The organism is Synechocystis sp. PCC 6714, assembly GCF_000478825.2.
Lineage (GTDB): Bacteria > Cyanobacteriota > Cyanobacteriia > Cyanobacteriales > Microcystaceae > Synechocystis.
Genome location: NZ_CP007544.1, coordinates 1 through 12,753, shown reverse-complemented (window position 1 = coordinate 12,753; position 12,753 = coordinate 1). Strand labels below are relative to the sequence as shown.

Sequence of the window (12,753 nt, the reverse complement as noted above, 5' to 3'; positions counted from 1 at the left end):
GACGATTTTTACAGACCGCCCCCTAGGAGACGACTCAGAACCCAATGAATTTCTCCCCAGAGCCTAACGCCAATCCAGATCAATCCTTGCGTAGTATTCATACTAGTACCTTCTTTGAAATTCTCCAACAACTGGGGATTTCTCTTGTCGTGTCCACCTATCAAGCGGGTAAACTGATCGTCCTCCGGGCCGACGACGGAGTAGTAAACACCCATTTTCAAGCCTTTCAAAAACCCATGGGCGTTGCCGTCCGGGGCGGGGAGTTAGCGATTGGCGCCGCGACAGCCATCTGGAAACTACGCAACAACATCGGCGCCGCCCAACGGCTCTCCCCGGCCAGCAAGCACGACGCCTGCTTTTTACCGCGAGAGATTCGCGTCACCGGCGATATTGATATCCACGAAATGGCCTGGGTCGATGACGAATTATGGTTTATTAACACCCGATTTTCCTGCTTATGCACTCTGGATCGGGAGCATAGTTTCGTGCCCCAATGGCGCCCCCCCTTTATCAGCGCCTATGACCTACGAGACCGATGCCACCTCAATGGTTTAGGACTTCGGGATAGACGACCCCGATACGTGACCGCCCTAGGTGAAACTGATGACCCTGGTGGCTGGCGCCGGAACAAAGCGAACGGCGGGATTGTAATGGATATTGAGAGCAATACCATTTTGCGCCGGGGTCTCTCCATGCCCCATTCTCCCCGTTGGCATCAAAATCGCCTTTGGTTGTTGGAGTCCGGCAAGGGTACTTTATCCTACTTAGATCCCGTTAGTACGGAACTAGTGACAGTAGCCCAGATGCCGGGATTTACCAGGGGCTTAGATTTTTACGGCAATTTAGCCTTCGTCGGTCTGTCCCAAATTCGGGAATCCGCAGTCTTTAGCGGTCTACCCCTCACCCAAACCCTCTCAGAACGCATTTGCGGTGTTTGGATTGTGGACATTGAGCGGGGGAAGACCCTCGCCTTTTTGAAATTTGAGGAAGGGGTACAGGAAATTTTTGCCGTTTGCGTCCTGCCAGAAACGAGGTTTCCTGAAGTCCTTGCCTGGGAGCCTGAATTGTTAGCCCAGTCTTATGTGTTGCCCCAGGTGGCGCTGGCCAACGCGGTGCAACCCGCCGGAGATTGGGAGTTTGCGGAAACCTATTTTGTTCGCGGTAATCGCCTCTACGAAGCCGGTAAATTTGCGGAAGCTGTCGGCGCTTTTCAAAAATGCCTAGAACTAGACCCCACATATCTCCCCGCTCGTTATGGTCTGGGGGTGACTTGTGGCCATTTAGGGCGCTACGGGGAAGCAGCCCAGGAATTGGCGATCGTGACCGCCAATGAAGCGGGTCATGTTGAGGCGCACTATCATTTGGGCTTAATGTTACTGCGGCTCGGAGACTGGCCGCGGGGGTGGACAGAATGGGAATGGCGCTGGCGAACGAAGGGCTTCACTCCCTTTGCGGCGCCGAAACCCTTCTGGGCTGGGGAGACGCTCCCAGAGCAAACACTGCTCATTTACGCCGAATCAGATGCCGGGGAGGCGATTCAATTCCTGCGTTATCTTCCCCTGGCGGCGCAACTATGTCATCAAATTATTTTCGTCTGTAGCCCCTATCTAAAGACCCTTCTGGAAGGTATGACTAGAGCCATTCAGCCACGGCAGGCCGGGGAAATCTCCCTCAAGGACTTTGACGTCCATTGCGCCTTGACGAGTTTGCCCTCAATTTTCCAAACCACTCTAGAGACCATTCCCTACTCCGTCCCCTATCTCCAGGCTCCTCGTCGGACGGCACTGGGTGAGTTTTTAAAACCGCTAAAACAAAGCCGGAATTTGCAGGTGGGATTAGCCTGGTCTGGTAGCTCGGACGCCGTCCAAAATAGTTCTCTCAGAGATTTTTTACCCCTACTGAAAACGCCCGACTGTCAGTTTTATAGCCTCCAGACCGGGGACAGTGCTGTCGGGCTTGAGAGCCTTTCCTCTGAATCACCCTTGCTGGATCTGGCTTCTCACCTCGGGGATTACGGCGACGCCGCCGCGCTGGTTGATTGCCTTGATCTCGTAATTACGGTGGACTCTCCTCTGGCTCATCTGGCCGGGGCACTGGGAAAAACTGTCTGGACGCTACTCAGCGATAATCCCCATTGGCGCTGGCTCCTAGAGCGGGAGGATTCTCCCTGGTATCCAACGATGCGCTTGTTCCGACAATCAACCCCAGGGGATTGGCCCGAGGTTATCCAACGGGTATCCAATAGCCTGGCAACTATAGGGGTCACAACCATTGGCGATCGCCAGTAAAATTCAGCTATGTTTGACAATCTCTGCAAATTTCTGGCTGAATCCTTTTCTGAAGACTATGCCGCGTGGTTGCTAGCATGGCTATTGCCCCTAGCGGTATTGACGCAGACCTCTGACCCGGCATTAAAATTGAGGGAAGTGGCGACTGCACTAGATCAGATTGAGGATAATCGAGTTAAGGCAAATCTCATGACAGCAACCTCGGTTTTTGGAGGAATTCTGCTGGCCCCTGAGCTGATCAAGACAATTTTAAGGAGTGAAATTATGAAGGAATCCGCAGTCTATCAAGAAATTTTAGAGGAAGGTAAAATTGCCGGGAAACTGGAGGGTCGGTTGGAAGGAAAATTGGAGGGCAAACTAGAAGGTAGGCTGGAGGCGAAACTAGAAACCATACCCCTGCTCAAGAAATTAGGTCTTACAATTGCCGAAATTGCCAAGGAGTTAGATATTGATGTTGAACTGGTTAATCGGTTTGTCGCTAACCAAAATAACTAGAACTTGAGAGAGCTATCGGTTGGTGCGTGGTGAATATTTTGGCGATCGCCTAGAGATCTCCTACAGGTCGTCCCATTAACCCCTAGTAATTTTTGAGCTATTATCTTTCGTCCAATGTATGGGGTTGTTATTCCCTGGAACTCCAATGTCCGCTCAATACCTTAATGGTCGGGTCGAGGTAGATTTCCTCATCTTCCATTAGGGCAAGTGCCTCATCCTCTAAATTGATGGCCCCCAACATAAGGATCAAAGGACTAGAGATTATACTGGCGATCGCCATTGATATTTTGATTGACTGCTGACAGATGACACGCTACGATCTAGCTAACAAAACCCGCCAAGGCTAGTGTGTAAACATCCTCAAATAGGCGGGTTACTCTCTTTCGGGGTGGATGTCACGACCTTTCTCAAAACTGCCCAAAACTCTTGATGAACAAGTGAGTTTACTAAAGTCAAGGAGGATGCTCATCGAGGATCATGAGCAAGCAAAATTTTACTTAAAACATCTAAACTATTATCGATTAAGGGCTTATTGGCTATTTTTTGAGACAGACTCAACATCCCATCAGTTTCGGGAAGGGACTCGATTTCAGGATGTTCTAGATTTATACATTTTTGACAGAGAGTTTCGCTTACTGATACTTGATGCTATAGAACGAATTGAAGTCTCTATTCGTAGCCAATGGGCCTATCATTTGGCACATCTTCATGGTTCCCATGCTCATCTTGATCAAAACTTATTTGATCGTCGTTTTTGGCAACGGAACTTAAATGATTTAATGAGAGAAGTTAATCGTTCTGAAGAAGATTTTGTCCAGCATTTTCAACAGACTTATACTGAATCGTTACCCCCTGTTTGGGTTGTTTGTGAAGTGATGTCTTTTGGATTATTATCTCGATGGTTTAAAACGATTCGATTTGCTGGCACAAAAGCGGCGATCGCCACCACCTATAACCTTCGAGCAAATTTTCTTGAATCTTGGTTACACCACCTTGCAATGATTCGGAATACCTGCGCCCATCACTCCCGTCTATGGAATAGAGAATTTACAGTTGTCCCTATCTTAATTACGAGTTCTAGACAACCTTTAAGCAATGATTTTGTAAGCAATTCACGCAATATTTACAATACCTTAGTGATTTTACTTTATCTTATGGATCAGGTTGCACCAAGTCATAAATGGGGTAAGGAATTAAAGGGTTTAATTTATACTTGTCCTCAGTCCTTATCTGCAATGGGATTTCCTAATGATTGGGAGAGTCGGCAGATTTGGCAGAGATAGGAGGTAATCTACTTTTTTCATTCAGGAGGAACAATATTTCAACAATTCTAACTGTTACCAAATTCATCCGTTGCTTTCCTCCTGTTTGTTCTATTTGTGCTAGGAGTTCGCCAGTGAACCTCCAGTAATTTTTAGCCGAAGTCAATTCCGGTTCCCACACTCGGGGGGTTAGGGGGGTGGGGAGGCAGTAAAAAAAGGGAGGGACGACGACCATAAAGTGCCGGGAACCATATCTGGCTTGTTTTCTGGATCTCCAAATACCAAGTTTTAAACCTTATCCCCTGGTAATTTCTGGCGATCACTTAAGATTTGAGAGTTTTGTAAAGAATTATGAATTCTTGCTCTTTACTTTCAGACAGTTGGTAGCCTCTAAGAGGCTGATTAAACTTTAGCGTTTTCCTTGGAATATATTAGTCAGCGATTACCTTAACTTGGGGTGCTGTATCTAAATTTTCCTACGATTATTCTATTTCTAGATCATGTAAGGAGGTTTTTATATAGTATATAATTATGTGTGAGATGAATTGATGAAATGAATATTGTGATTCACAAAGGGAATAACATTGGCGATGAAGTTCCTGTTGGATATAGCATTTTCTGCGATATGGATGGAACTTTGATCGATACTGACTATGCAAACTATCTAGCTTATAGTCGTGCGCTTATCGAGGTAACACAAAAAAAGTATGATATTGAATTTGATCATCTGAAAAGGCTTAACAGAGAAAGTTTACAAAAATGCATCCCGAGTCTCACTGAGCATCAGCTCGAAAATATTGTGGCTCTCAAAGCTAAGTATTTCCGTGATTACCTTCCGAAAACTAGATTAAATAATGATCTGGCTAATTTCATACGAAGGTGCAACCCCATGATTCAGTCTATTTTAGTGACAAACTCTAGACAAAGTAGAGCTATTGAAACATTGCAGTATCATAATATTTTAGATTACTTCGTCCGCTTAATTTATCAGGAGGATGTGCTAGAGTCAGGGTTACAATGTAAGTATGCATACGCTTTGACTTTGATGAAGGTCGATCCAAATGCTGTACTTGTGTTTGAGAATGAAATTCTTGAAATTAAAAAAGCAGTACTTGCAGGAATACCAAAAAACAATATCAATATACGTTTAACTTAAGGGGAAGAGCATTATGATGCAATTTCAAATTTTAGCTAATGATTATTTAAATATTAATGTGAATTCATTCTACCATGTTAACTATACTCGTATGGGAAATCCAGGAAATCCCGATTATTTGAATGTCCTGAAAAACACTTTCAACGATTTCTCGGAGCGTAAATTATCATCTGCTGTACAAGAATTACGAAGCGTTTTACAAGAGGATCTTCCGCAGATACCCGAGTTATTAGGTTTTGATGCTATAACTGTTTGTGTTGTACCTAGGGCAAAAGCCGAAGATAATTATCATATAAAACAAAGACTTTTTAAGATTACAGTACAGGAAGTTGTTCGGCAGGTTGATGGGCTTGTTGATGGAACGGACTTTATACGTCGTAATGTCAATACTATGACTACACACCTTCGCAACCCGATTCCTAATTACATAAATGATGGGCCATTACCATACCCAGGAATTACGCGAGAAACCTGTGAAATTTCACCGAATGTTGAAGGGCGGAACATTTTGCTTATTGATGATATATATACGCCACGAGTAAACATAGATGAAGATGTTATCAATGCCTTAATTGAGATGGGCACAAATACAGTAATCTTCTATGCGGTTGCAAGAGTTTTATAAAGGTTGAAATCATGCAATTTACAGATAATGTACTGAATATTTTGACTGCTAAAACCTATAGAGGTATTGGCAAAGCCTGGATTGTAAAAAACATCAAAGGCAATGAACTTATCGATGAATTGGTAAATTTATTAAATCAAAGTATAAAAGAGGAATGTACGATATCGGTTCCTGAATTTGAAGAAAGGAAACAAATCATATGTCGTCAATTTGAGAAGTTGCGAGGAGTCGTTGATGGTGTTACGGCAATTGGAGATTTAAGCTTTCCTTTACATCGGGGAGTAGTTAAAAATAGTGAAAAGCCAATTGTACTTTTCTATCGTGGCAACTTAAGTCTTTTGGAAAAACAAAATAAAAATGTTGCTGTGATCGGACTTCTTGATCCAGATAAAGATACTGAATTATTTGAAAGAAAAGTTGTTTCCACTCTTGTAAATCACGGCGTTACAATTTTAAGTGGACTTGCATTAGGCTGCGACTCAGTAGCACATCAAGAGGCCCTTATGTCTAATGGTAAAACCATAGCAATACTTCCCAGCCCGATCAACAGTATTTTGCCTAAGAGCAACGAAATGCTAGCGGAAGAAATTGTCAAAAAAAACGGACTGTTAATTTCCGAATACTATGAAAAAGCTAATTCTAAGAAGCAGTTGAATAGTAGATATGTCGAACGTAATCGTTTACAGGCATTGTTTAGTGATTGTGTTATTTTATCGGCTAGTTATGCAGAAAATAGCTTGGGAAATGATAGCGGATCAAGATACGCAATGAATTATGCTCTAAGCTACTCAATTCCTAGAGCTATTATGTATGATTTTGTTTTAAATGCTAATAATTCTAAATACGATTTAAATAGACAACTTCTTAAAGAAGACAATACGGTAATTGTTATTAGCAAAGATAACATGGAGGAATCTTTGAAGAAAATTCTGTCTGTACCTTCTGAATTGCCAGCCAAAACCTGGGTACAAAAAAATCTATTTGAATGAGTATATGCGTCAATATTCCGATCGCCAACCAATCCTTACTTATTCTTTCTCCGCCAATCCCAAGGGCGTTCCGCATCCCCATTAGCCCAAACCCCAGCTTTATTGGCGATCACCCCCGCGATCATCACAATCACACCATAGTCTACGCGCGGTGGGCAAGATGAGCGGTACCAATAATCAGGGCATCAAAGGACTGAATCAAATCATCGCAACATACCCAGCACTGCAATTGCGCCGATGATGGCGATGGCATCTTCGATCAGGGCCGCCGGTAGGTCACGACCAAAAGCAGTGGCGAGTCGAGAACGCACCGCTGAACCACCTAACGTGCCAATCACCGCACCGACAATGCCTGCTACCAACCCACCCCAGAGCGTGCCGCCATCGCTCCCTACCATGGCTCCCGAGAGTGCACCACTGACCAGGCGAGCCCCAAACTGAACCGGTACTTTGCGACTGGGCGTGAAAGGTAGCTGATCTGTCACAAATTCGCCCAGTGCCAGTACGGTGAGAATCCATGGCGTGAAGCGGTAACCCATAAAAGCGAGCCAGCCCTCACCAAGATTGAGGTAACCCAAATAGGCCGCCCAACTCATAGCAGCGGGTGCAGTCATGGCGCGCAGACCCGCAATAATACCGATAATCAGAGCAAAGAAATAAACCATCGCACCTATTTGGATTTGTCCTATCCCTTCATTGACAAACAACTCAATGCCGTTCTAACTAATAAAGACCACCTGTGATGTACAGCGTTTCGCCAGTGATCCAGGCTGAATCGGAAGACGCCAAGAAGACGACAGCAGGGGCGATGTCCTGCGGCTGTCCGATTCGACCGAGGGGAGTTATCGCTTCAACCTGTCGGCGACCTTCGCTTTCGGTAATTCCTGCTGTACGAGCACCTTCCGTTTCTACCATGCCAGGATTGATGGAGTTAACGCGAATATTGCGTGAACCCAACTCTTTGGCGAGTGACTTCGTAATGGCATCGACTGCCGCTTTGGTGGCGTTATAGACCAAGCTGTTTGCGGGTGTCAGAGTGCTAACAATTGAACTAATGTTGACAATGCTACCGCCCTCTTCACCAAAGGACTTTACTGCCTGTTGTGAGGTCAAAAGCAAACCCAGCACATTCAGATCAAATTGCTTGTAGAAATGCTCTTCTGTGATGCCTTCAAGCGGAGAAAATTCGTAGATGCCTGCATTATTGACCAGGATATTGAGCTTGCCAAAGGCTTGTTTCGTCTCAGCAAAAAGCTGTTGAATCTCTGCTTTTTTGGCAACATTTGCCTGCACGGCGATCGCCTTTCCACCTGTGCTGACAATCTCGTCAACCACGCGATCGGCTCCTTCTTTGCTCGATGTGTAGTTGACAACCACGGCTGCACCTTCGCCTGCTAGATGTTTGGCGATCTCGGCACCGATTCCTTTAGATGCCCCTGTGACGACTGCAACTTTTCCGTCCAGTTTTTTCACGATTGTAAGTGTTGTGTGTATTAAGTTTGAACGGTCTACCCGAAACGGGTACAAACTGACGAGAACCATCAATTCAGAATCTTTGACAGTAATTTAATTTATTACGTAAGCGCTTTAGCATCAGGACTTAACGAATTCTAGCAAGTCGGCATTGAGCTGTTCCCTACTCATGTCACCTAGGCTGTGCGATCCACCGGGATAGATCTTTAAGATTGAATTCTTGACAAGCTTCGCAGACAGTAGAGCGGAAGCACCTATCGGTACGATCTGATCGTCATCGCCATGAATAATCAGCGTTGGCACATCGAACTTCTTCAAATCCTCAGTGAAATCTGTTTCCGAAAATGCCTTGATGCAATCATAGGCGTTTTTATGTCCAGCCATCATGCCTTGCATCCACCATGAATAGACCAGTCCTTGGGAGACTTTAGCACCAGGTCGATTGAAACCAAAGAATGGACCACTTGCTACATCCAGAAAGAACTGTGATCGATCAGCCAAAAATGCGGCGCGAAAGCCATCAAAGACCTCAATGGGAAGCCCCCCCGGATTTGCCTCCGTTTTGAGCATGAGCGGCGGCACTGCCCCCATCAACACCGCCTTGGATACCCTTTGAGTGCCGTGTCGTCCGATAAAACGCGCCACTTCTCCACCACCCGTCGAGTGACCGATCATCACCACATCCTTTAGGTCTAGAGCCTCGAAGAGTTCTGCTAAATCGTCAGCATAGGTGTCCATATCATTGCCATTCCATGGTTGGCTTGATCGTCCATGACCACGACGATCGTGTGCAATACAGCGGTAGCCATGGGAGGCAAGAAAAAACATCTGCGATTCCCAAGCGTCCGCACTCAAGGGCCAGCCGTGGCTGAACGTGATCGGTTGCCCAGAACCCCAGTCTTTGTAGTAAATTTCCGTACCGTCTTTGGTAGTGATGGTGCTCATGTTTCTCTTTCCTTGGTTGTGCTACGTAATGAAGAAATGCTTGTGAGCTTGATTTATGGGTTTTTGATGCGTTCGTGGATTAACTTTTATTTAGCGTGATCGCTCTTTTCTTTGTGGACATAATAGGCTGACTTGAGACGAAACCCTAACAATAAAAATTAATCTTAATGTTTCACTTGCCATGGATACTTAACCAGGCTAACTATTGATTATACGGAAACTTTCTGTATAACACCCTTTAAAGTAACGATATGTGGAAACTTTTGGCATATTACCCTATTTATATCTGATCGCCAACCAAACCCTACTTATTCCGCGAGGGGCTTGAGTTCGATGCGGGGCACATAAATAAACAGGTCAGTGCGGGGGGGATTGGTGGCCGCCAACAGAATGGGAACCCCCACATCCTTGAGCTTCTTGAGCCAAAGCCGAAACTTCACTTCCAGGTAATGGGCATCGTCAAAGATCAACACCGCCCGATTAACGCTGAACCATTGGATTAACTCCTGCTTAAGCACTTCCACCGTTTTGCTCCGTCCTTCCAGATTTTTAATATCGACCCCGGCCATGTCGGCGATCGCCATTAAGACCGTCTTGGGTGTTGCGGGTTCAAAGTATTCGCACACCACCCCCTCTGCTAACAACCGTTCCCAGACCCGGCGCACCAAGTAGGTTTTGCCCATGCCTTCCCCAGAGGTGACTAGCACCGACCGAGCAGAATAGAGGGAATTAAGCAGACCATCCATTTCCGGTTGCCGATAACAGTTGTTCCCCTGGGGCTGGACATAATCTTCTAGGCCGCCAATGGTTCCTGATTCTGATTCTTCTGGTAACTCTTTGCCTTGGTAATCCATTCCGAAGCCACCACCAACGGATTCTGGGGCTTTGGGGCGCGCCGCGTAGCGGATCTCTGCGAGATCGCCACCTTGGACTGTTCCACCTGGGCTAATAAATCCTGGGGTAGATACTGGGGATTTTTCAGGATTTCAGCGGTTAGTAAATTCTGGGCAATTAAGATACCAGCGGCTTGATTTTGGGCGGCTCGAATCAGTTCAGCGTGACCCAGTTCCTCGTCCCCTTCTAGGGCATCAAAATTAATCACTTCCCCATATTGTTCTAGTTCCATTTCGTTAACCGTGGCCAATTGCCCTGGTTTGGGATAATCGGCCATTCTGCCTCCATCACTTATCCAGCGGTGGAGGTTATCAAGTTCAGCCATTTGTTCATCGGACAAACTGAACAAATCATCAACTTTGTCCAACGAATAGCCTAAATATTTCAGCCGATTGAACACTGTTGTCCGGGCTACCCCGTAGGACTTTTCCAGTTGTTGTACAACGTCACCTTTGGACTTTCCAGCGATGGACATTTTTTAAATCTCCCAAATATTTTTTTGTGGAACTTGTCGTTTAGGGGATTCTATATGACAATTTTTTTCTGTCAAGTCCAACGCTGGACTAAATTTGTCCAACGTAAAGGAGTAAAAATCCAGCGGTAATCCGCCGGACAAATTGCCCTTTGCCATTGGACAAAATCTTATTTTCGCTGGACAAACGTTGCAAATGTCTAGTGATTTGTCTAACGCTCTTATTGCACAAACTGGACAATTCTTCCTTAGTCTTTGGACTGTCCAACGCATCCAGTATTAGTTGGCGGACAACTTCACCTTGTTTATGGGTAGGCCAGTCGTGGGAGTTAAATTCCATAGTGAACTCCTTAAAATTAATAATTTATATTGTCCAATAGCTAAAGAGAAATGACCACAAAGATTAGAAAATTTAACTTTCTTTAAAGTTTCCTTAATTTGTCCACTAACGCTCTGACAATCCTAGTTAACTGCTGAGCTGATTATTGGGGATGCTATTAAGTGGGGGCTAAAATGTAACGATATTTATCAATCTCAGTAGGAAGTTTTAGCTAGATAAATCGACCCCAATAATTTTTACTAGGGGTTTTAAAGTTGGCGATCTCTACCAACTCCAGTTACGGTTAGGGGGCTAAAACTGTGTTTATAATGCTGTACCTCTACCAGTTTGGACATCAACAATGATTAACCTAGCCATTGACTTAGCCCAAGGATTTGGAAATTATTTAACCCAGGCTGATTACGACACTGCTTACACTTTGTTAGTCCCGGAACTTCAGCAGCAATATTCACCCCAAACCCTACGGCAAACGGTGGAAGAAATGATTAGCTATGGTTCTGGCTCCATTGAAAAAGCCGGGGAAGATTTTGCCGAAGCTGTGTCGGTAATTGTTCACCACCGGGAGGGAAAACTATTAATTCGCTGGCTTGAGTGGGGTAGGCCCTAAGCCTTTACTCTGGAAAATAGAAAAGGAGAGTCGGTAACTCTCTCCACCTATTGAAAATTAATGAAATTCCTTGGTATTTTTAACCCCCCTATCCCTCAGCATCGTTCCCATCGGGTCTGGACAGATATTCTCTTTTGCTGGCAGGGGTCAGTTATTCCGGCGATCGCCTCTAGGGTTTTAATCTGTATGGCTTTTTCTCTGGGGGTAAGTATTGTCGATTGGCGGGGTTATGAATTTTCTATTCCTCTCCAGGAAAGCATTGTGCCGAGTATTGTGTTGGGTTTACTGTTGGTATTTCGGACAAATACTGCCTATGAACGCTTCTGGGAGGGACGAAAAGCTTGGGGAACCTTGGTAAATACCATTCGTAACCTATCCCGTGGTATTTGGGTTTCTGTGGCGACACCTACCCCCGATGCCCACAACGACAAAATTAAAATTTTGCACCTTTTGGTCGCTTTTGCTGTGGCAACCAAATTACATCTCCGTTCTGAACCATTAAATCAAGAAATCTGGGCCCTCTTACCGGAATCCGGTTACCGCCAACTTGAAGACTTGAATAACCCACCACTGGAAATTGCCTTTTGGATTAGTAACTATTTACAACAGGAATATAACCAGAAAAATATTAACGCCTATCAACTGACTGCCATGTTGCGTTTGGTAGATAGCATGGTTGATGTGTTGGGCAGTTGTGAACGGATTTTGAAGACTCCCATTCCCCTGGCCTACGCTATTCATTTGCGCCAGTTAATTTTCCTCTATTGCTTTATTACCCCTTTCCAGATGGTCAACACCCTCCACTGGGCTACTGCTTTTGTTGTGGGCATTATCGCTTTCACTGTCTTTGGCATTGAGGAAATTGGTGTGGAGATTGAAAATCCTTTTGGCCAGGATGCCAACGATCTGCCATTGGATCAAATCTGTCAAACAATGCAAGCTAATCTTGATGACTTAATCCAGCTACCGCCTTGGCATCAAGTATCCCATGGCAATGATTTTATTTCATAGTTAAATCAGTACAAAATACACCACTGAGAATCGTCTGTAAGCTTTGTATTTTGCTTTTCACCTGATATACATCATTTTCTTCAGCAAAGACCCATATTAGGCGATTTAGGGCATGGTGATAGATTTCAGGATTTATCAACTGAGAATAATTAGCAATAATTTGTGTTGAGCGATGGAGAGTTGGAAAAATTCCACG

General features: G+C 44.9%; 13 protein-coding genes and 1 pseudogene. 8 read left to right on the top strand and 6 right to left on the bottom strand.

Annotation, left to right across the window (positions count from 1 at the left end):
* Positions 1-44 precede the first annotated feature (44 nt).
* The 6 genes and pseudogenes from D082_RS16565 (at position 45) to D082_RS16540 (ending at position 6,815) form a co-directional block, all read left to right on the top strand.
* The gene (locus D082_RS16565; protein ID WP_051738962.1) at positions 45-2,288 is read left to right on the top strand and encodes a TIGR03032 family protein; all 2,244 of its coding nucleotides are present in this window, start codon (positions 45-47) and stop codon (positions 2,286-2,288) included.
* 81 nt (positions 2,289-2,369) lie between these two features.
* Positions 2,370-2,783, top strand: a pseudogene (locus tag D082_RS16560) (Rpn family recombination-promoting nuclease/putative transposase); the annotation flags it as partial.
* A 461-nt stretch (positions 2,784-3,244) separates the two neighbouring features.
* Positions 3,245-4,066, top strand: coding sequence for an Abi family protein (locus D082_RS16555; RefSeq protein WP_238546924.1), 822 nt, complete (start codon positions 3,245-3,247; stop codon positions 4,064-4,066).
* Between the two features lie 532 nt (positions 4,067-4,598).
* Entirely contained in the window at positions 4,599-5,201 is a 603-nt protein-coding gene (locus D082_RS16550; protein WP_028946583.1) for an HAD hydrolase-like protein, read from the top strand.
* A gap of 13 nt (positions 5,202-5,214) precedes the next feature.
* Positions 5,215-5,826, top strand: coding sequence for a hypothetical protein (locus D082_RS16545; RefSeq protein WP_028946584.1), 612 nt, complete (start codon positions 5,215-5,217; stop codon positions 5,824-5,826).
* A gap of 11 nt (positions 5,827-5,837) precedes the next feature.
* The gene (locus D082_RS16540; protein WP_028946585.1) at positions 5,838-6,815 is read left to right on the top strand and encodes a DNA-processing protein DprA; all 978 of its coding nucleotides are present in this window, start codon (positions 5,838-5,840) and stop codon (positions 6,813-6,815) included.
* Between the two features lie 203 nt (positions 6,816-7,018).
* Here the strand turns inward: D082_RS16540 and D082_RS16535 are convergent, their stop codons facing one another.
* From D082_RS16535 to D082_RS16510, 6 genes are all read right to left on the bottom strand, one after another.
* Positions 7,019-7,480: a DUF4126 family protein gene (locus D082_RS16535; RefSeq protein ID WP_028946586.1), complete on the bottom strand. Its 462-nt coding sequence runs from the start codon at positions 7,478-7,480 to the stop codon at positions 7,019-7,021.
* A 58-nt stretch (positions 7,481-7,538) separates the two neighbouring features.
* A complete protein-coding gene (locus D082_RS16530) occupies positions 7,539-8,288 on the bottom strand; it encodes a glucose 1-dehydrogenase (protein WP_028946587.1) in 750 nt (249 codons plus the stop codon).
* A gap of 120 nt (positions 8,289-8,408) precedes the next feature.
* Entirely contained in the window at positions 8,409-9,233 is an 825-nt protein-coding gene (locus D082_RS16525; RefSeq protein WP_028946588.1) for an alpha/beta fold hydrolase, read from the bottom strand.
* A gap of 308 nt (positions 9,234-9,541) precedes the next feature.
* Positions 9,542-10,087 carry an ATP-binding protein gene (locus D082_RS16520; protein ID WP_238546923.1) on the bottom strand — a complete coding sequence of 182 codons (546 nt, stop codon included), beginning with the start codon at positions 10,085-10,087 and terminating at the stop codon, positions 9,542-9,544.
* Positions 10,027-10,602: a hypothetical protein gene (locus D082_RS16515; RefSeq protein ID WP_040122997.1), complete on the bottom strand. Its 576-nt coding sequence runs from the start codon at positions 10,600-10,602 to the stop codon at positions 10,027-10,029. The genes D082_RS16520 and D082_RS16515 overlap by 61 nt, the downstream gene beginning before the upstream one ends.
* Before the next feature lie 88 nt (positions 10,603-10,690).
* Positions 10,691-10,939, bottom strand: a complete 249-nt coding sequence (locus D082_RS16510) for a hypothetical protein (RefSeq protein ID WP_040122996.1) — start codon at positions 10,937-10,939, stop codon at positions 10,691-10,693.
* Between the two features lie 340 nt (positions 10,940-11,279).
* Between D082_RS16510 and D082_RS16505 the strand changes: the two genes are divergently transcribed.
* On the top strand, positions 11,280-11,546 hold the full coding sequence (locus tag D082_RS16505; RefSeq protein WP_028949118.1) for a hypothetical protein: 267 nt from the start codon (positions 11,280-11,282) through the stop codon (positions 11,544-11,546).
* 60 nt (positions 11,547-11,606) lie between these two features.
* Positions 11,607-12,557: a bestrophin family protein gene (locus D082_RS16500; protein WP_051738961.1), complete on the top strand. Its 951-nt coding sequence runs from the start codon at positions 11,607-11,609 to the stop codon at positions 12,555-12,557.
* The last annotated feature ends 196 nt before the right edge of the window (positions 12,558-12,753 follow it).

Coding starts and splice junctions, on each gene's coding strand:
- D082_RS16565 (WP_051738962.1), top strand. CDS start 45: ATGAATTTCTCCCCAGAGCCTAACGCCAATCCAGATCAATCCTTGCGT.
- D082_RS16555 (WP_238546924.1), top strand. CDS start 3,245: ATGCTCATCGAGGATCATGAGCAAGCAAAATTTTACTTAAAACATCTA.
- D082_RS16550 (WP_028946583.1), top strand. CDS start 4,599: ATGAATATTGTGATTCACAAAGGGAATAACATTGGCGATGAAGTTCCT.
- D082_RS16545 (WP_028946584.1), top strand. CDS start 5,215: ATGATGCAATTTCAAATTTTAGCTAATGATTATTTAAATATTAATGTG.
- D082_RS16540 (WP_028946585.1), top strand. CDS start 5,838: ATGCAATTTACAGATAATGTACTGAATATTTTGACTGCTAAAACCTAT.
- D082_RS16535 (WP_028946586.1), bottom strand. CDS start 7,480: ATGGTTTATTTCTTTGCTCTGATTATCGGTATTATTGCGGGTCTGCGC.
- D082_RS16525 (WP_028946588.1), bottom strand. CDS start 9,233: ATGAGCACCATCACTACCAAAGACGGTACGGAAATTTACTACAAAGAC.
- D082_RS16520 (WP_238546923.1), bottom strand. CDS start 10,087: ATGGATTACCAAGGCAAAGAGTTACCAGAAGAATCAGAATCAGGAACC.
- D082_RS16515 (WP_040122997.1), bottom strand. CDS start 10,602: ATGTCCATCGCTGGAAAGTCCAAAGGTGACGTTGTACAACAACTGGAA.
- D082_RS16510 (WP_040122996.1), bottom strand. CDS start 10,939: ATGGAATTTAACTCCCACGACTGGCCTACCCATAAACAAGGTGAAGTT.
- D082_RS16505 (WP_028949118.1), top strand. CDS start 11,280: ATGATTAACCTAGCCATTGACTTAGCCCAAGGATTTGGAAATTATTTA.
- D082_RS16500 (WP_051738961.1), top strand. CDS start 11,607: ATGAAATTCCTTGGTATTTTTAACCCCCCTATCCCTCAGCATCGTTCC.